The sequence below is a fragment of the Streptomyces sp. NPDC014891 genome (assembly GCF_043081085.1).
Taxonomy (GTDB): domain Bacteria; phylum Actinomycetota; class Actinomycetes; order Streptomycetales; family Streptomycetaceae; genus Streptomyces.
The window spans coordinates 133,028-150,553 of record NZ_JBIBWF010000012.1 but is presented as its reverse complement, the minus strand read 5'-3'; the positions used below and the strand labels follow the sequence as shown (position 1 = coordinate 150,553).

The 17,526-nt window shown below is 73.6% G+C and carries 14 protein-coding genes; 9 read left to right on the top strand and 5 right to left on the bottom strand.

Annotation, left to right across the window (positions count from 1 at the left end; all coding sequences use genetic code 11):
• Position 1 precedes the first annotated feature (1 nt).
• Both ACF09E_RS30125 and ACF09E_RS30120 read left to right on the top strand, forming a co-directional pair.
• Positions 2-1,063, top strand: a complete 1,062-nt coding sequence (locus ACF09E_RS30125) for a TIGR04222 domain-containing membrane protein (protein WP_392208667.1) — start codon at positions 2-4, stop codon at positions 1,061-1,063.
• 48 nt (positions 1,064-1,111) lie between these two features.
• The gene (locus ACF09E_RS30120; protein ID WP_392208665.1) at positions 1,112-1,849 is read left to right on the top strand and encodes a TIGR04222 domain-containing membrane protein; all 738 of its coding nucleotides are present in this window, start codon (positions 1,112-1,114) and stop codon (positions 1,847-1,849) included.
• Positions 1,850-2,096: 247 nt separating this feature from the next.
• Here ACF09E_RS30120 and hemQ read toward each other — a convergent pair whose 3' ends face one another.
• Together hemQ and hemG are read right to left on the bottom strand one after the other, a co-directional pair.
• On the bottom strand, positions 2,097-2,810 hold the full coding sequence (hemQ, locus tag ACF09E_RS30115; protein ID WP_361862739.1) for a hydrogen peroxide-dependent heme synthase: 714 nt from the start codon (positions 2,808-2,810) through the stop codon (positions 2,097-2,099).
• A gap of 17 nt (positions 2,811-2,827) precedes the next feature.
• Positions 2,828-4,279 (bottom strand): protoporphyrinogen oxidase, encoded by a 1,452-nt coding sequence (gene hemG, locus ACF09E_RS30110; RefSeq protein ID WP_392208663.1) that lies wholly within the window; start codon positions 4,277-4,279, stop codon positions 2,828-2,830.
• Between the two features lie 166 nt (positions 4,280-4,445).
• On the opposite strand from hemG, the gene ACF09E_RS30105 reads away from it, so the two are divergent.
• Positions 4,446-5,456 carry a DUF4349 domain-containing protein gene (locus ACF09E_RS30105; protein WP_392208661.1) on the top strand — a complete coding sequence of 337 codons (1,011 nt, stop codon included), beginning with the start codon at positions 4,446-4,448 and terminating at the stop codon, positions 5,454-5,456.
• Positions 5,457-5,523: 67 nt separating this feature from the next.
• On the top strand, positions 5,524-6,897 hold the full coding sequence (locus tag ACF09E_RS30100; RefSeq protein ID WP_392208659.1) for an FAD-dependent oxidoreductase: 1,374 nt from the start codon (positions 5,524-5,526) through the stop codon (positions 6,895-6,897).
• Between the two features lie 61 nt (positions 6,898-6,958).
• On the opposite strand, the gene hemE is transcribed toward ACF09E_RS30100, so the two are convergent.
• Positions 6,959-8,032: a uroporphyrinogen decarboxylase gene (gene hemE / locus ACF09E_RS30095; protein ID WP_392208657.1), complete on the bottom strand. Its 1,074-nt coding sequence runs from the start codon at positions 8,030-8,032 to the stop codon at positions 6,959-6,961.
• Positions 8,033-8,123: 91 nt separating this feature from the next.
• Here hemE and ACF09E_RS30090 point away from each other — a divergent pair, with 91 nt between their 5' ends.
• The 5 genes from ACF09E_RS30090 (at position 8,124) to ACF09E_RS30070 (ending at position 14,676) form a co-directional block, all read left to right on the top strand.
• Positions 8,124-8,825 (top strand): DUF3000 domain-containing protein, encoded by a 702-nt coding sequence (locus tag ACF09E_RS30090; protein WP_361862578.1) that lies wholly within the window; start codon positions 8,124-8,126, stop codon positions 8,823-8,825.
• A gap of 262 nt (positions 8,826-9,087) precedes the next feature.
• On the top strand, positions 9,088-9,753 hold the full coding sequence (locus tag ACF09E_RS30085) for a response regulator transcription factor (RefSeq protein WP_015037008.1): 666 nt from the start codon (positions 9,088-9,090) through the stop codon (positions 9,751-9,753).
• An 82-nt stretch (positions 9,754-9,835) separates the two neighbouring features.
• Positions 9,836-11,119 (top strand): HRDC domain-containing protein, encoded by a 1,284-nt coding sequence (locus ACF09E_RS30080; RefSeq protein WP_392208655.1) that lies wholly within the window; start codon positions 9,836-9,838, stop codon positions 11,117-11,119.
• Positions 11,120-11,326: 207 nt separating this feature from the next.
• Positions 11,327-12,541, top strand: a complete 1,215-nt coding sequence (locus ACF09E_RS30075; RefSeq protein ID WP_392208653.1) for a thiolase family protein — start codon at positions 11,327-11,329, stop codon at positions 12,539-12,541.
• Complete coding sequence (locus tag ACF09E_RS30070) at positions 12,538-14,676, top strand: 3-hydroxyacyl-CoA dehydrogenase NAD-binding domain-containing protein (RefSeq protein ID WP_392208651.1); 2,139 nt, start codon at positions 12,538-12,540, stop codon at positions 14,674-14,676. The genes ACF09E_RS30075 and ACF09E_RS30070 overlap by 4 nt, the downstream gene beginning before the upstream one ends.
• Positions 14,677-14,795: 119 nt before the next feature.
• Here ACF09E_RS30070 and ACF09E_RS30065 read toward each other — a convergent pair whose 3' ends face one another.
• Positions 14,796-15,878 carry a hypothetical protein gene (locus ACF09E_RS30065; protein ID WP_388803082.1) on the bottom strand — a complete coding sequence of 361 codons (1,083 nt, stop codon included), beginning with the start codon at positions 15,876-15,878 and terminating at the stop codon, positions 14,796-14,798.
• Between the two features lie 132 nt (positions 15,879-16,010).
• Positions 16,011-17,525, bottom strand: a complete 1,515-nt coding sequence (locus ACF09E_RS30060) for an amino acid permease (RefSeq protein ID WP_392208649.1) — start codon at positions 17,523-17,525, stop codon at positions 16,011-16,013.
• Position 17,526: the final 1 nt, after the last annotated feature.

Sequence of the window (17,526 nt, the reverse complement as noted above, 5' to 3'; positions counted from 1 at the left end):
GGTGCTCGTGAACGTCCTCGTCACGGTCTTCTACCTGGCCGGCGTCGCCGGCATCGCCCTGCTCCTCACCCGGGTCGTCCGGACCCGCCGGGGATCCGGCGGCCCGGTCCACGACCGGTACGAGGTCGCCTTCCTCAACGGCGGCCCGGCCAGGGTCGCCGACGCCGCCCTGACCGCCCTCCAGGCGGACGGCAGGCTGGGGATCGGCGGCCCCGGCATCGTGGCCGTGGTCCGCCCCGTCGCGTACGACCCGGTGGAACGGGCCGTGCTCCAGGCGCACGCGGCCGCCCCGCACGGGGCCCTGCACCACCTGCGGCTCGCCGTGATGCAGCACCCGGCGGTGCAGGAGATCGGCGACGGGCTGGCGGGGCGCGGGCTCGTGGTCGACCCGGCGACCCGGCGCACGACGGCCCGCTGGTGCGGGGCGCTCCTCATCACCGGCTTCATGCTCTTCCCGGTGTCGATCGTGCTCACGGTCGTGGAGTTCGCGGGCACCCTGGACCCCGGCGCGGACATGCCCGTCCCGTTCGTCTTCAAGGTGGTGCCGATCCTGGTCGCCCTGCTGGTCACCGCCGCCGTCTGCGGGTCGCTCACCGGCCGGCAGACCACCCCGGCCGGCCGGCGCGCGGTCGCCGCGTACGGGCGGGAGCACGGCCCGCGCGCGGACCCGGCCCTGCTGGTGGCGCTGTACGGGCTCCGGGCGCTCCCCGACCCGGTGCTGCAGCAGCAGCTCGTGGCCGCGGCCCGGTTCTACGGGCCGCCCCGGCGGCGCGGGCGGGGCGCCCGGAGCACCGTGCCGCCGTACCGGCACGGCGGCACGTCGGGGTCCCACGACGATGTCGCCGCCGCCACCGTGTGGTGCGCGGGGGCGAGTGCCTGCGGCGGGGGCGGCGGATCCTGCTCCGGCTCCGGGTCGTCGTGCTCGTCGGGGTCCTGCTCGGGCGGCGGTTCGAGCTGCGGCGGCGGGGGCAGCGCGTGCTCCAGCTCCAGTTCGTGCTCCAGCTCCAGTTCCAGTTCGTGCTCCAGCTCCAGCGGGAGTTCGTGCTCCAGCTCCAGCAGCTGATCACCCGTTCGAGTGGCGGGGCGGCCCCGCCTCCCGTACAACTCGGTCATGGTCTGGGTTCCCCTGCTGCTCGTGGCGTGCGTGGTCGCCGGTGTCGGCTGCGCGCGGCTCTGCCGGGCGGCGCTCGCGGCGGCCGGGGACGGGGACGTGCCCGGCGGGGGTGCGCCGGAGCTGACCGTCGGCGAGGCGGCCTATCTCGCCGGCGGGCCGCTGCGGGTCACCGATCTGACCCTGGTGTCGATGCACCGGGCGCGGCGGCTGTTCCTGGCCCGCACGGGCTGGGCGACGGTCGTGGACGCGGAGGCCTGTGCGGCGGACCCGCTGGAGCGGGCCGTCGTCGGCGCCCTGGGGCCCGGCGGTCAGGCGCCGATCCCCGCCGTCCGTCCGCTGGTCGCCGACGCGGAGTCCGTCCGGCTGCTCGCGGAGCGGCTCGTCGAGCGGGGGCTCGCCGTGTCGGCCGCGGGCCGCCGGGAGGTCGCCGCCGGGGTGCGGGCGGTGCGGGCGGGGCTCCTGCTGAGCCTGGTCCTGGGGGCGGTGTCCGCGCTGCTCGTGCCGGCCGCCGAGCGTGCCCCGGTGCTGGCCGGGTTCGCGCTGCCGCTGCTCGCGTCGGGGCTCTGCCTGCTGATCGGGCGGGCCGAGGTGTACCCGTACACGCGCTGGGCGTCGCCGGCCGGGCAGCGGGTGCTCGCGGGGCTGTCCGCCGCGGATCCCCTGACCGCCCTCGCGACGCGGGGCACCGGGGTGCTCGAACCGGAGCTGCGGGCCGCCCTGTGCGGCCGGGGCTGAGCGGCCGGGACCGAGCAGGCCGGGGCCGGCCGGAGGTGCTCCCCCGGAGCGTGCCGAAGGCCGGTGGGGCGGCTGGAACGACCCCGGAAATGACGCCGGTGCGGCGCGCGTCGTGCGCGCCGCACCCGGAGCCGGACCCGGTGTCGCTGGAGCGGCGGGCCCGGTCGGGCCTGCCGTCTGATCTTCCGGGTCGAAGGATGGCACGCCCGGCCGGAGCCGGACCACCACCAGGTCTTGCGTGCGGCCGTCAGGCCAGGCCCGCCACCAGGTCGGCGACGCTCTTGCGGCGACCGGTGTAGAACGGGACCTCCTCGCGGACGTGCATCCGGGCCTCGGAGGCCCGCAGGTGGCGCATGAGGTCCACGATGCGGTGCAGCTCGTCGGCCTCGAAGGCGAGGAGCCACTCGTAGTCGCCGAGGGAGAAGGAGGCGACCGTGTTGGCGCGGACGTCCGGGTAGCCGCGGGCCATCTTGCCGTGGTCGGCGAGCATCCGGCGGCGGTCCTCGTCCGGCAGCAGGTACCAGTCGTAGGAGCGGACGAAGGGGTACACCGAGACGTAGGCGCGCGGGTTCTCGTCGGCCAGGAAGGCCGGGATGTGCGACTTGTTGAACTCGGCGGGGCGGTGCAGCGCCATGTTCGACCAGACCGGCTCCAGGGCGCGGCCCAGGCGGGTGCGGCGGAAGAGGTTGTACGCCTCCTGGAGCTCGTCGCTCGTCTCGGCGTGCCACCAGATCATCACGTCGGCGTCGGCGCGCAGACCGGAGAGGTCGTACGTGCCGCGGACGGTGATGTCCTTGGCCGCGAGCTGGTCGAACAGCTCCTGGACCTCGTCGGCGTAGCCGCCGCGGTCCTCGGGGAGAACGTCGCGCAGCTTGAAGACAGACCACAGGGTGTAGCGGATGACCTCGTTGAGGTCCTTCGCCTTCTTACCGGCGTTCGGGATCTTTTCGGGCGCACTCATACGCCTATTCTCGCCCGTCACAGGGAGTGCCCCGCACCGGGGTCGGTCCTTTTCGACGTGGCGATGATCTCGTCCGCCGCCCGGTGGGCCGAGGCGATGCAGGCGGGGATGCCGACGCCGTCGTACGCGGCGCCCGCGACGCGCAGTCCCGGGAGGGCGGCGACGGCCTCGCGGACCCGGGCGACCCGGTCGAGGTGGCCCACGGGGTACTGCGGCAGGCCGCCCGTCCAGCGGGTGACGGCGGTGGCGACGGGCCGGGCGGCGAGGCCCGTGGCGGCGCCGAGGTCCTTGAGTGAGGCGGCGACGAGGTCGGCGTCCTCCCGCCGGACCTGGTCCTCCTCGCCGTGGCGCCCGACGGAGGTGCGCAGGACGAACAGGTCGGGGGCGCCGTCGGTGACCCAGCGCCACTTCTGGGAGGAGAAGGTGGAGGCCTTGATCGTGTGGCCGTCGACCGGCGGCACGAGGAAGCCGGAGCCGGCCAGGGCGGGCACGTCGGTACGGCGGAACGCGAGGGTGACCAGGGCCATGGAGGCGTAGGCGACGTCGTCCAGCTCGGCGGCCGCGGTCGGCGCGTGCGGGGCGAGGAGCCGGGCCGCGGGGCCCGCGGGGGTGGCGAGGACGACGGCGTCGGCGGCGAGGGCCCGGTCGCCGCAGACGACCTGCCAGCCGGTGGCTCCGGTGCGGCGGAGCGCGGTCACGGGGGCGTCGGTGACGATCTCGCCGCCCGCGGCGCGGATCGCGTCGGCCACGGCGCCGGGCAGGGTGCCCACGCCGCCGTCGACGCCGAGGAAGACGGAGCCGCCGAGGCCGGTGCCGGCGCCCGCCGCGTCGGCGGGGGCCGCCGCCCCCGCCCGCTGGACGGCGCGGACGGCGTCGGTGAGCGTGCGGTGGCCGCGGGCGGCCGCGAAGAGCGCCGGGACGGCGGCCTTCATCGAGATGCGGTACGCGTCGCCCGCGTAGACCCCGCCGAGGAGGGGTTCCACGAGCCGGTCGACGACCTCGTGGCCCATGCGCGCGGCGACGTACGCGCCGATGGCGGTGTCCTCGCCGAGCTCGGTGGGGGGCAGTTCCGCGTCGAGGCCGATCCGGCGGACGCCCTCCGCGGAGAGCAGGCCCTCGACGGCGCGGGCGTCGCCGGGGACGCCCATGACATGGCCCTTGGGCATGGGGACGAGCGCGCCGCGGGACCAGACGGACGCCGTGGTCGTGCCGGGGGCCTGGAGCCGGACGCCGAGGCCGACGGCGCGGGCGAGGTCGACCGCCTCGGGCCGGCGGGCCAGCAGCGACTCCGCGCCGAGGTCGACGGGGGCGCCCGCGATCTCCCCCGCGAGCAGCTTGCCGCCGAGCCGCGGCCCCGCTTCGAGCAGGGTCACCCGGTGGCCGGCGAGGACCAGCCGGTGGGCGGCGGCGAGTCCGGCGATACCGCCTCCGGCGACGACGACATGGGGTCCCGTGGTGTCCGCGTTCATGGGACCACTCTCTCAAATCGCCCACGAGGTCCGGTTCCGAGGCTCCGCCGCGCGCCCGCGCCCGTTCCGAGGCCGGACCGTGACCGCATCGCTACCGCCGGAGGGCAACCCGTCCGGTGGGTCGGCACGTCGAACCGGCGACACCAACCACCCTTGGGGGGAATCGATGCGGAGCGCACGTACGACGGCGAGAACGCGGGCGGCGGCGGGCGGGGTCCTGCTCGCGGCCGCGCTGGTGCTGACCGGCTGCGGAGCCGGCGGCGACATGTCCGGGGACGCCAAGCGGGACCTGAGCGCGGCGGACGCGAAGGGCGGCGCGGAGCGGGGGGCCGCCGACGGCTACACGGGACCGGACGCCGGCAAGCCCTCGGCCGCGCCCTCGAAGGCCCCGGCTCGGCAGCACGTCATCCGTACCGCCTCGCTCGCGGTGGAGGTCGGCGACGTGACGAAGGCACTGGCCACCGCCCGTGACGTGACGGCCGCCGCGGGCGGCCGGGTCGAGAACGAGTCGACCGAGCGGGTCGAGGAGGGGGACGTCGTCTCCCGCGTCGTGCTGCGGGTGCCGCAGGAGCGGTACGACGCGGTCCTCGGCGAACTCACCGGCACCGGCAGGCTGCTGTCGCGCACGGCGGACGCCAAGGACGTCACCGAGCAGGTGGTGGACGTGGAGAGCCGGATCGCCACCCAGCGGGCGAGCGTGGCGCGGGTGCGCGCCCTGATGGACCGGGCGGAGAAGCTGGCCGACGTGGTGACCCTGGAGGGCGAGCTCAGCCGCCGTCAGGCCGACCTGGAGTCGCTGCTGGCCCAGCAGGCCTCCCTGAGGGACCGCACGTCCCTGGCGACGATCACGCTGGAGCTCTCCCAGAAGGAGAAGCCGCGCGAGGAGGAGGGCGGGGAGGGCCGCCCCGGCTTCGGCGACGCGCTGAGCGGCGGCTGGAACTCCCTGGTGGGCGCGGCCTCCTGGGCCGTCGTGGTACTGGCGGCCCTGGCCCCGTGGCTCGCCGTGGCGCTGGCCGGCTACCTGGTGTGGAGCCGTGTCGTCCGTCCCCGGCGCACGGGCCGTGCGGCCCGCACCGCCCCGCCGGCGGGCCCGGCGGCCGTCCCCGCGGCCCGTCGCAACGCCGCGGGAGCCGCCGTGCCGCCCGCGGACCCGGACGCCCCCGGCAGCGGCGAATGAGCCGTCGGGGGCGGGCGGTTCGGCCGGCTCGGCGTCCCCGGCCGGGAACGGCGCCCACACTGGAGGCATGAGCGAACGACTGGTGGTCATCGGTGGCGACGCGGCGGGGATGTCCGCCGCGTCGCAGGCACGCAGGCTCAAGGGGCCCGAGGAGCTGGAGATCGTCGCGTTCGAGCGCGGCCACTTCTCCTCGTACTCGGCCTGCGGCATCCCGTACTGGGTCGGCGGGGACGTCGCCACCCGCGACGAACTGATCGCGCGCTCCCCCGCGGAGCACCGGGAGCGCGCGATCGACCTGCGGATGCGGACGGAGGTGGCGGCGATCGACGTGGACGGTCAGCGGGTCCTCGCCCGGGACCTGGCGACCGGCGGCGAGACGTGGACGGGCTTCGACAAGCTGGTGGTCGCGACGGGCGCCCGCCCCAAGCGGCCCGCCCTGCCGGGGATCGACGCCCCCGGGGTCCACGGGGTGCAGACCCTGGACGACGGTCAGGCGCTGCTCGACTCGCTGGACGCGACCGACGGACGGCGGGCGGTCGTGGTCGGCGCGGGCTACATCGGCGTGGAGATGGCCGAGGCGCTCCTCCACCGCGGCTACGAGGTGACGGTCCTGCACCGGGGCGAGCAGCCGATGGCGACCCTCGACCCGGACATGGGCCGGCTGGTGCACCGGGCGATGGACGGCCTGGGGATCACCACGGTCGCCTCCGCGGAGGTCACGAAGATCCTCACCGGCGAGGACGGCCGGGTGCGGGCGGTCGCGACGGACGGGGCCGAGTACCCGGCGGACGTGGTCGTCCTGGGCATGGGCGTGGTCCCGGAGACCTCGCTCGCCCGGGCGGCGGGGCTGCCGCTGGGGACGCACGGGGGGCTGCTCACCGACCTGGCCATGCGGGTCAGGGGCCACGGGAACATCTGGGCGGGCGGCGACTGCGTGGAGGTCCTGGACCTCGTCTCGGGCCGTGAGCGGTACGTGCCGCTGGGGACGCACGCGAACAAGCACGGCCAGGTCATCGGGTCGAACGTCGGTGGCGACTACGCCACCTTCCCGGGGGTCGTGGGCACGGCGGTGTCCAAGGTCTGCGACCTGGAGCTGGCCCGGACCGGGCTGCGGGAGAAGGACGCGCGGGAGGTCGGGCTGAAGTACGTGACGGTGACCGTGGAGTCGACGAGCCGGGCCGGGTACTACCCGGGGGCCGCGGCGATGACGGTGAAGATGCTGGCGGAGCGGCGCACCGGCCGCCTGCTCGGGGTGCAGATCGTGGGCCGGGAGGGCGCGGCGAAGCGGGTGGACATCGCGGCCGTGGCGCTGACGGCGGGGATGACGGTGGAGCGGATGACGGCGCTGGACCTGGGGTACGCGCCGCCGTTCTCCCCGGTGTGGGACCCGGTGCTGGTCGCGGCCCGCAAGGCGACGGCGGCGGTCCGGGCGGCGGGCTGACGGAAGCGCGACGGCCGCCGGGGTGTTCCCCGGCGGCCGTCGGACGGGTGGCGCGGGCGCGTCAGACGGCCGTCCGGGTGTGGACGTACTCGACGAGCCGGGACAGGGCGTCCGGGTCCATCGACGGCATGACGCCGTGGCCCAGGTTGAAGACGTGGCCCTCCAGGTCCCGCGCGGCGGCCAGGACCTCGTCCGTCTTGGCCTCGACGACCTCGGGCGAGGCGAACAGCACGGCCGGGTCCAGGTTGCCCTGGAGCGCCTTGCCGGGGCCGACGCGGCGGGCGGCCTCGTCGAGCGGGACGCGCCAGTCGACGCCGACGACGTCCGCGCCGGCCTCGCCCATGAGGCCGAGCAGTTCGCCGGTGCCGACGCCGAAGTGGATGCGCGGGACGCCGTAGCCGGCGACCGCGTCGAACACCTTCACCGAGGCCGGCATCACGGAGCGGCGGTAGTCGGCCGGGGCGAGGGCGCCGACCCAGGAGTCGAAGAGCTGGACGGCGGAGGCGCCGGCCTCGATCTGGACCCTGAGGAAGGCCGAGGTGATCTCCGCGAGCCGGTCGAGCAGGTCGGCCCAGAGCTGCGGGTCGCCGTACATCATGGCCTTGGTGCGCTCGTGGCTGCGCGACGGGCCGCCCTCGACGAGGTAGCTCGCGAGGGTGAACGGCGCGCCGGCGAAGCCGATGAGCGGGGTGTCGCCCAGCTCCTCGGTGAGCATCCCGATGGCCTCGGTGACGTAGTGGACGTCCTCGGGGGTCAGGTCGCGCAGCCGGTCCAGGTCGGCGCGGGTGCGGATCGGGTCGGCGACGACCGGGCCGACGCCGGGCTTGATGTCGAGGTCGAGGCCGATGGCCTTGAGGGGGACGACGATGTCGCTGAAGTAGATCGCGGCGTCGACCTTGTGGCGGCGGACCGGCTGGAGGGTGATCTCGGTGACCAGCTCGGGGCGCATGCAGGACTCGAGCATGGGGATGCCCTCGCGCACCTTCAGGTACTCGGGGAGCGAGCGCCCGGCCTGGCGCATGAACCAGACGGGGGTGTGCGGCACGGGTTCGCGGCGGCATGCCTTGAGGAAAGCGGAGTCGTACGTCCGCGACTGCTTCGTCTGCTGGCCCGTGGGGCGTTCGTTGGCACTCACGCCCAGAATCTTCGCATGTGGCGGGAAGCCGCTCGTCCGGGCAGGGTGTCCCTCCCTGCGCAGAGGCCCCGTTCCGCCTACTCTTCCCCGCATGGCTGCGGCTCAGGGACATTTTTCCGATCATTCCGACGGCGATCGAGGGACGGACGAAACGGCGGACAGTACGGAGGCGAACCCGGTGCCACCGGCGTTCCGGCGGGCGGTGGAGGCCCTGCGCGCGGCCCGGCTCCGGCCCGAGATCGAGATCGACCCGACGAGGCCGCCGCAGCGGCTCGCCCCGCACGCGTACGCGGTGGAGGCGGCCGTCGTGGACGGTGAGGAGGACCTCGCCGACGGGCGGCTGGTGCTGCTGCACGATCCGGACGGGCACGAGGCCTGGAAGGGCACCTTCCGGCTCGTCACGCTGGTCCGGGCGGAGCTGGAGCCGGAGATGGCGGCGGATCCGCTGCTGCCCGAGGTGTGCTGGTCCTGGCTGACCGGGGCCCTGGAGTCCCGGGGGCTCGCGTACGGGGAGGCCGGCGGCACCGTGACGATGGCGGGCTCCCACTACTTCGGCGGTCTGGCCGACCGCAGGCCCGCGACGCAGATCGAGATCCGGGCGTCGTGGACGCCGCGGGAGGGCCTGGGCGGGGTCCCGGACACCGCCGCGCACCTGGCGGCCTGGTGCGATCTGCTGTGCCAGATCGCGGGTCTGCCGCCGGCGCCCGCGGACCCGGCGGCGGGGACGACGGGGACGGTGTCGGGCGCGGGGATCGTCTCGCTGCCGCAGCGGCGGGGGCCGCAGCAGGTCTGAGGGACGGGATCAAGCCAACCTTCGGTGTGTCCGAACGGCGGCCCCGGCCCTCCCCCTCAGGAGTGAATCGAGGGGGCCCGCTCGTAGGATGATCGATCACGCGTCCGAATTGCCCCAATTGTTACTCACCAAATCGTGATCTTTCCCTAAAGGCGGGCGACCCACCTGCCGAAGGAGTCAGTGACCCCTTCACAGCACGGGTTCGCCCCCGGCTTCTTCCCCGAGCCGGCTCCGTCCCGCACCCTTCCCCCCAGGAGGCCTGGTGTCCGTTCTCCTCGAGCAGCCCGCAAGCCTGGTCGCCTACCGCCCGAACAAGCCGACGGCCATGGTCGTCGTGGCCGACCCGCGCGTCCGCTCCACCGTGACCCGCCACCTGTGGGCCCTCGGAGTACGCGACGTGATCGAGGCTTCTTCCATCGCGGAGGCACGTCCCCGCGTCGGCAACCCGCGCGACATCTGCGTTGCCGACGTCCACCTGCCCGACGGCAGCGGCCTGACCCTGCTGTCCGAGACCCGCGCCGCGGGCTGGCCCAACGGCCTGGCCCTCTCGGCTGCGGACGACATCGGCGCCGTGCGCAACGCCCTGGCGGGCGGCGTGAAGGGCTATGTCGTCACCGGCACCCGTACCAACATCGGCCACCCGACCCGTCCGGGCGCCGCCCCCATCGGCGCCGCGGCCGCGCGCCTCGGCCACCGCCGCCCCCCGGGTGCCCCGAGCCACCCGGGCGGCTACCGCGAGCTCTCCGGCCGTGAGGTCGAGGTGCTCCGGCTCGTCGCGGAGGGCCAGTCCAACAAGGCGATCGGCGTCTCCATGGGCCTCTCCGCCCTCACCGTGAAGAGCCACCTGGCCCGGATCGCCCGCAAGCTGGGCACCGGCGACCGCGCCGGCATGGTCGCCGTCGCCCTGCGGACGGGCATCATCCACTGACGGAGCGGTGGACGAGAAGGCGGCGCCTGTCGACGGAACGTTCCGTCGACAGGCGCCTGCCGTTCACCGATACCCTTGACAGGTGACCGACGCCCAAGAGACCGCAGCAGACACAGCACTGCGCACCACCGGGGGCGGCCCCCCGGACGACGATGTCCCTGCGAATGGGCTTCCGATCCCGTTGCTGGAGCCCCGCGAGGGGATTCCGCCCGTCGTCGAGACCGAGGACGCCCTCGCCGAGGTGATCGCCGCCTTCGCGGGCGGCCGCGGCCCCGTCGCCGTGGACGCCGAGCGCGCCTCCGGCTACCGCTACGGCCAGCGCGCCTACCTCGTCCAGCTCCGCCGCGAGGGCGCGGGGACCGCGCTCGTCGACCCGGTGGGCTGCCCCGACCTCTCGGGGCTCGGCGAGGCGCTCGCCGGGACCGAGTGGATCCTGCACGCCGCGACCCAGGACCTCCCCTGCCTGCGCGACATAGGCATGCGCCCGACCTCGCTGTTCGACACCGAGCTCGCCGGGCGTCTCGCGGGCTTCCCGCGCGTCGGCCTCGGCGCGATGGTCGAGTCCGTCCTCGGCTACGCCCTGGAGAAGGGCCACTCCGCCGTCGACTGGTCCACCCGGCCGCTGCCCGAGCCCTGGCTGCGGTACGCGGCCCTCGACGTCGAACTCCTCGTCGACCTCCGGGACGCCCTGGAGAAGGAGCTCGACCGGCAGGGGAAGCTGGAGTGGGCGCACCAGGAGTTCGACGCCATCGCCTCGGCCCCGCCCGCCCCGCCGCGCAAGGACCCGTGGCGGCGCACCTCCGGCATGCACAAGGTGCGGCGGCGCCGTCAGATGGCCGTCGTCCGGGAGCTGTGGACGGCCCGCGACAAGGTCGCCCAGCGGCGTGACGTCTCCCCCGGCAAGGTGCTGAGCGACGCGGCGATCGTGGAGGCGGCGCTGGCGGTGCCGGTGAACGTGACCGCCCTCACCGCGCTGCCCGGCTTCGGGCACCGGATGGGCCGGCGCCAGCTGGAGCAGTGGCAGGCGGCCGTCGACCGCGCCCGCGCCCTGCCCGAGAGCGAGCTCCCCCAGCCGGGCCAGCAGGTGGCCGGCCCGCCCCCGCCGCGCGCCTGGGCGGACAAGGACCCGGCCGCGGCGGCCCGGCTGTCGGCGGCCCGCACGGCGGTCTCGGCCCTCGCGGAGGAGCTGAACCTGCCGCAGGAGAACCTGATCACCCCGGACACGGTCCGCCGGGTCTGCTGGGAGCCCCCGGCCCCGGCCGACGCGGACGGCGTGGCCGCCGCCCTGACCGGCCACGGCGCCCGCCCCTGGCAGGTCGGCCTGGTGACCCCCCTCCTGGTACAGGCCCTGACGGCGACGGCCTGACCCGCCCGCCACCCGATACGAGAGCCCCCGGCACGCCGAAATGCGCCGGGGGCTCCGTCATGTCCGGCAGGCTTCGGGGTGTGACCTTCGCCGCTTGGCCGTCAAGGACTGGGCAGCCTGGTTACCCACAAGTAGCATGGGGGAAGCAAGCGCACGCTTAGGCGTGTGCCGCAGCAGTGCCATCCCGCACCCTGGAGGAGAGCCATCGTGCCTCGTACCGTCAGGGACGTCGTCTTCGTCGACGGCGTCCGCACCCCGTTCGGCAAGGCGGGCCCGAAGGGCATCTACCACGAGACCCGCGCCGACGATCTCGTCGTCAAGGCCATCCGGGAGCTGCTGCGCCGCAACCCGGGCCTCGACCCCGCGCGCATCGACGAGGTCGCCATCGCCGCGACCACGCAGATCGGCGACCAGGGTCTGACCCTCGGCCGCACGGCGGGCATCCTCGCCGGGCTGCCGCAGTCGGTGCCGGGCTACTCCATCGACCGCATGTGCGCCGGTGCGCTCACCGCCGTGACCAGCGTCGCCGGTTCGATCGCGTTCGGCGCGTACGACGCCGTCATCGCCGGTGGCGTCGAGCACATGGGCCGCCACCCCATGGGCGAGGGCGTCGACCCGAACCCGCGCTTCGTGTCGGAGAAGCTCGTCGACGAGTCCGCCCTGTTCATGGGCATGACCGCCGAAAACCTGCACGACCGCTACCCGAGCATCACCAAGCAGCGCGCCGACGAGTACGCCGTGCGCTCGCAGGAGAAGGCCGCCAAGGCGTACGCCGACGGCAAGATCCAGCAGGACCTGGTGCCGATCTCGGTCCGCCGCACCGACGCCTCCACCGGCGAGACCGGCTGGGGCCTGGTCACCGCCGACGAGCCGATGCGCCCGGGCACGACCCTGGAGTCGCTGGCCGGCCTCAAGACGCCGTTCCGCGTCCACGGCAAGGTCACCGCGGGCAACGCGGCCGGTCTGAACGACGGCGCCACCGCCTCGGTCATCGCCTCCGAGGACTTCGCGCGGGAGAACGACCTCCCCGTCAAGATGCGCCTCGTCTCGTACGCCTTCGCCGGCGTCGAGCCCGAGGTCATGGGCTACGGCCCGATCCCCGCGACCGAGAAGGCCCTCGCCCAGGCCGGCCTGTCCATCGAGGACATCGGCCTCTTCGAGATCAACGAGGCCTTCGCGGTCCAGGTCCTCGCCTTCCTGGAGCACTACGGCATCGCCGACGACGACGCCCGCGTGAACCAGTACGGCGGCGCCATCGCCTACGGTCACCCGCTCGCCTCCTCCGGCGTCCGTCTCATGACGCAGCTGGCCCGCCAGTTCGAGGAGAACCCGCAGGTCCGCTACGGCCTCAACACGATGTGCGTCGGCTTCGGCATGGGCGCCACGGTCATCTGGGAAAACCCCCACTGGGAGGGCAAGTGAGCACCACCGCCGAGCTTCTGAAGGGCGCCGCGGAGCTCTTCCCCGACGAGGTCGTCACCAGCGCCCACGTACGGCACTTCGACCTGCCCGCGGGTGCGGGCCGGTTCGCCCTGATCACGCTGGACAACGGCTTCGACCACACCAAGCCGACCACCTTCGGCCCGCAGTCGCTCGCCAACCTGAACACGGCGATCGACCAGGTCGAGGCCGAGGCCGCCAACGGTGAGATCACCGGCGTCGGCATCACCGGCAAGCCGTTCATCTTCGCCGTCGGCGCCGACCTCAAGGGCGTCGAGCTGCTGAAGAAGCACGACGAGGCGCTCGCCATCGGCAAGGGCGGCCACGACGTCTTCAAGCGCCTGTCCGCGCTCGCCGTCCCGACCTTCGCGTACTACAACGGCGCGGCCATGGGCGGCGGCGTCGAGGTCGGCCTGCACTGCACCTACCGCACCGTGTCGAAGGCCCTGCCGGCCTTCTCCCTGCCCGAGGTCTTCCTCGGCCTGGTGCCCGGCTGGGGCGGCTGCGCCATCCTGCCGAACCTGATCGGCGCCGAGAAGGCCGTCTCGGTCATCATCGAGAACTCGCTGAACCAGAACCGCCAGCTCAAGGGCAAGCAGGTCTTCGAGCTCGGCATCGCCGACGCCCTCTTCGAGGGCGCGGACTTCCTGGAGCAGTCGCTGATCTGGACGGCCTCCGTCCTGAACGGCTCCGTGACCGTCGAGCGCCCCGAGGTCGACCGCGGCGAGGCCTGGGACCAGGCCGTCGCCAAGGGCCGTGCCATCGCCGACTCCAAGGTCCACGGCGCCGCGCCGGCCGCCTACCGCGCCCTCGACATCATCGGGGCCGCCAAGGACGGCGACCTGCAGAAGGGCTTCGACGCCGAGGACCAGGCCCTCGCGGACCTGATCATGGGCGGCGAGCTCCGCTCCGGCATCTACGCCTTCAACCTGGTCCAGAAGCGCGGCAAGCGCCCCGCCGGCGCCCCGGACAAGTCGCTGGCCCGCCCGGTCACCAAGGTCGGTGTCGTCGGCGCCGGTCTGATGGCCTCCCAGCTCGCCCTGCTCTTCCTGCGCCGCCTGGAGGTGCCGGTCGTCCTGACCGACATCGACCAGGAGCGCGTCGACAAGGGCGTGGGCTACGTCCACGCCGAGATCGACAAGCTGCTCGGCAAGCGCCGCATCAACCAGGACAAGGCCAACCGCCTCAAGGGCCTGGTCTCGGGCGTCCTGGACAAGGCCGAGGGCTTCGCGGACGCGGACTTCATCATCGAGGCCGTGTTCGAGGAGATGTCCGTCAAGCAGAAGGTGTTCGCGGAGGTCGAGGCGGTCGCCCCGGCGCACGCGATCCTCGCCACCAACACCTCCTCGCTCTCGGTGTCGGAGATGGCCTCCAAGCTCCAGAACCCGGAGCGCGTGGTCGGCTTCCACTTCTTCAACCCGGTCGCCATCCTCCCGCTCCTGGAGATCGTCCGCGGCGAGCAGACCGACGACGCCTCCCTGGCCACCGCCTTCGGCGTCGCCAAGAAGCTGAAGAAGACCGCGGTCCTCACCAAGGACGCCCCGGCGTTCGTCGTGAACCGCATCCTCACCCGCTTCATGGGCGAGATCCAGAACGTCATCGACGAGGGCACGCCGGTCGAGACCGCCGAGAAGGCGATCGAGCCCCTCGGCCTTCCGATGTCGCCGCTGGTGCTCCTGGAGCTCGTCGGCCCGGCCATCGGCCTGCACGTCTCCGAGACCCTGAACCGCGCCTTCCCGGAGCGCTTCACCGTCTCGCCGAACCTCAAGCGTGTCGTCGAGGCCGGCAAGCGCGGCTTCTACGTCTACAACGCCGAGAACGGCTTCAAGCCGGAGCTCGACCCCGAGGTCGCCGCCCTCCTCGTGCAGGGCGACTCCGTCCTCACCGAGGAGCAGGTCCGCGACCGCGTCCTGGACGCGGTGGCGCAGGAGATCGGCCTGATGCTGGAGGAGGGTGTCGTCGCCGAGGCGCAGGACATCGACCTCTGCCTGATCACCGGTGCGGGCTGGCCCTTCCACCTGGGCGGCATCACGCCGTACCTGGACCGCGAGGGCGTCTCCGAGCGCGTCAACGGCAAGCGTTTCCTCGCGCAGGGCGTGGCGAGCGTCCCGGCGTAACACCCGGCCTCGCGCCCCAGGGCGTACGTGGACGGCCCCGGCACCCCATGAGGGTTGCCGGGGCCGTCCGCGTGTTCCGGGGCGCTCCCCGGGCCCGTGAGGGCCTTCTCGGGGCGGTGTCACCCTATGGAGCGCCAGCCCTCCAGCAGCAGTCCCTCCGCCGCGGCCTTCTGGCGGGTGGTGATCGGCGCTCCGTCGCCGATCCGGGCCATCGCGACCAGGCGGCCGTCGAGTCCGCGGGTGAGGACGGCGGCGAGGTCGGCGTGCCGCTCCCCGGTCTCCGACCACTCGATGCCCTCGGTCTCCTGCTCGCTCGGATAGGCGGCGAGGGCGAGCCGGCCGTCGTCGGACTGCTGGGCGAGGACCGTGCAGTCGAAGCCGTCGATGAGGCAGCGGGTGGCGGCGAGCCTCCCGGTGCCGACGGCCTTGCCGAGCACCGTGGGCTCCAGGGAGCGCTCCGGCGACCAGGCGCGGACCTGCCCGTCGAGGTCCAGGTAGAAGAGGGTGACGTGCCCGGAGGGGCCGGTCGTGGCGGCCAGGGTGCCCATGGTCACCGAGGCCGGGAGCAGCTCCTCGCGGATCGGCTTGGCACCGGACTCGCGCTGGACGTAGCGGACGAGGCCCTTGGCGTGCGAGCTGTACAGCTCGACGAAGCCGGAGCCGTTGGTGATCGCGACCGGCGAGGGGTCGGTCTTCGAGCCCATCAGGTCCCACCAGGGGTGCCAGCCGCCGGTGTCCTTCTGGGCGCGGACGCTGAGCCCGCCGCCGCCGTTGCGCATGAAGGCGTACGCCCGGCCCTGGCCGTCCACCGCGACGGCGGGGTTGCCGGTCCACGGCCCCTTGCCGTTGGAGTGCCCGAGGGGGCGCCACTCCAGGGCGGGGCGGCCCGTCTGGAACTGGACGCTGTGGACGAGCTCCAGGTGCCCCTCTCCCCCGTCGGTCGGCCGCAGGGCGACCAGGTGGACGTAGCGGTCGGCGCCCTGGCCGACGGCGAGGAAGGGGGTGAGGCCCCCGGCCGGGCCCGGGCCGCCGAGCGAGACGGGGCCGGTCCAGGAACCGTCGGGTCCCTCGGTCCAGCGGACCACTTCTCCGTCCCTGGGCAGGTAGGCGCTGAACCTGCCCTCCGCTCCTCGGGTCAGCCAGGCGCCCTGGAGCAGGGGGGCGGTGGAGGGGGCTGCGGCGGCCTGGGATCGATTAGCCATGGGGGGATCCAGCACTCCGGTCGTCGGAAGGAGTTCGGGTACGAAACGACTTTAGTCGCCCTTCCGAACGGTACTTTCCGCGCCTGCCGCATCCCGGCCGTCTCTCCCGGCCGCCCTCCCTCGCTGGTCCGCTCAGTACGTCGCGTCCTGCCCCTGCCTCCCGAGCCGGCTGTGACTGCGCCCGTACAGGAAGTACACGACGATGCCGATCGCCATCCATACCGCGAAGCGGAACCAGGTCTCGCCCGGCAGGTTGAGCATCAGCCAGAGCGAGGCGGCGATGGACAGGATCGGCAGCACCGGCACCCAGGGGGTGCGGAAGGCGCGCGGCAGGTCGGGGCGGGTGCGGCGGAGCACGATGACGCCGAAGGCGACGACCACGAACGCGAAGAGCGTGCCGATGTTCACCAGGGTCGCGAGCTCGTTGATGCTGGTGAAGCCGGCGACGACGGCGATGATCACACCGAGCAGGATGGTCGGCCGGTACGGGGTCTTGAAGCGCGGGTGCGTCTTGGAGAAGAAGCGCGGCAGCAGGCCGTCGCGGCTCATCGCGAAGAACACCCGGGTCTGGCCGAGCAGCAGGATGAGGCAGACCGTGGTGAGGCCGACGGCGGCGCCGAAGCTGATCACGCCCGCGTAGAAGGGATGCCCGGCGGCCTTGAAGGCGTCGGCGAGCGGGGCGCTCACGGAGAGCTCCGAGTAGTGCTGCATGCCGGTGACGACCAGCGCGACGGCCACGTAGAGCACGGTGCAGATGAAGAGCGAGCCGAGGATGCCGCGGGGCATGTCCCGCTGGGGCAGCTTCGTCTCCTCGGCGGCGGTGGCCACCACGTCGAAGCCGATGAAGGCGAAGAAGACGACCGAGGCGGCGGTGAAGATGCCCATGACGCCGAAGTTGGTCGGCTCGTAGCCGAAGATCAGCTGGACCATCGGGGAGTCCCAGCCGGAGCCGCCGCCCTCGGGGGTGACCGCCGGCGGGATGAAGGGCTTGTAGTTGTCGCCGACGATGAAGAACAGGCCGGCGACGATCACGATCATGACCACGGTGACCTTGATCGCCACGACGAGCGCGGTGATCCGGGCGGAGAGCTTCATGCCGAGGACGAGGACGACGGTCAGCACCAGGACGAGCAGGAAGGCCAGGATGTCGAAGGTGCCGCCCGGCACGTCCGGCCCTTCGAGTGCCGCGGGCAGGTGCCAGTCGATGTTGTCCATGAGCGAGCGGACGTAGCCCGACCAGCCGACGGCGACCACCGCCGTGCCCAGGGCGAACTCCAGGACGAGGTCCCAGCCGATGATCCAGGCGGGCAGTTCGCCGATGGAGGCGTACGCGAAGGTGTACGCCGATCCCGCCACCGGCACCGTGGAGGCGAACTCGGCGTAGCACAGGGCGGCGAGGGCGCAGACGATGCCCGCGGCGATGAAGGCGAGGGCGGTGGCGGGGCCGGCGTTCTCCTTGGCGACCTTGCCGGTCAGGACGAAGATGCCGGTGCCGATGATGACGCCGACGCCGAACACCATCAGGTCCCAGGCGGACAGGGACTTCTTGAGCGCGTGCTCCGGTTCCTCGGTGTCGCGGATCGACTGCTCGACCGTCTTGGTCCGGAACACTCCGCTGTTGGCGCGTGGCTGCTGGTCCGTACTCACT

Bases quoted from the DNA above. Each gene is read 5' to 3' on its own strand.
- ACF09E_RS30120 (WP_392208665.1), top strand. From the start codon at position 1,112: ATGGTCTGGGTTCCCCTGCTGCTCGTGGCGTGCGTGGTCGCCGGTGTC.
- hemQ (WP_361862739.1), bottom strand. From the start codon at position 2,810: ATGAGTGCGCCCGAAAAGATCCCGAACGCCGGTAAGAAGGCGAAGGAC.
- hemG (WP_392208663.1), bottom strand. From the start codon at position 4,279: ATGAACGCGGACACCACGGGACCCCATGTCGTCGTCGCCGGAGGCGGT.
- ACF09E_RS30105 (WP_392208661.1), top strand. From the start codon at position 4,446: ATGCGGAGCGCACGTACGACGGCGAGAACGCGGGCGGCGGCGGGCGGG.
- ACF09E_RS30100 (WP_392208659.1), top strand. From the start codon at position 5,524: ATGAGCGAACGACTGGTGGTCATCGGTGGCGACGCGGCGGGGATGTCC.
- ACF09E_RS30090 (WP_361862578.1), top strand. From the start codon at position 8,124: ATGGCTGCGGCTCAGGGACATTTTTCCGATCATTCCGACGGCGATCGA.
- ACF09E_RS30065 (WP_388803082.1), bottom strand. From the start codon at position 15,878: ATGGCTAATCGATCCCAGGCCGCCGCAGCCCCCTCCACCGCCCCCCTG.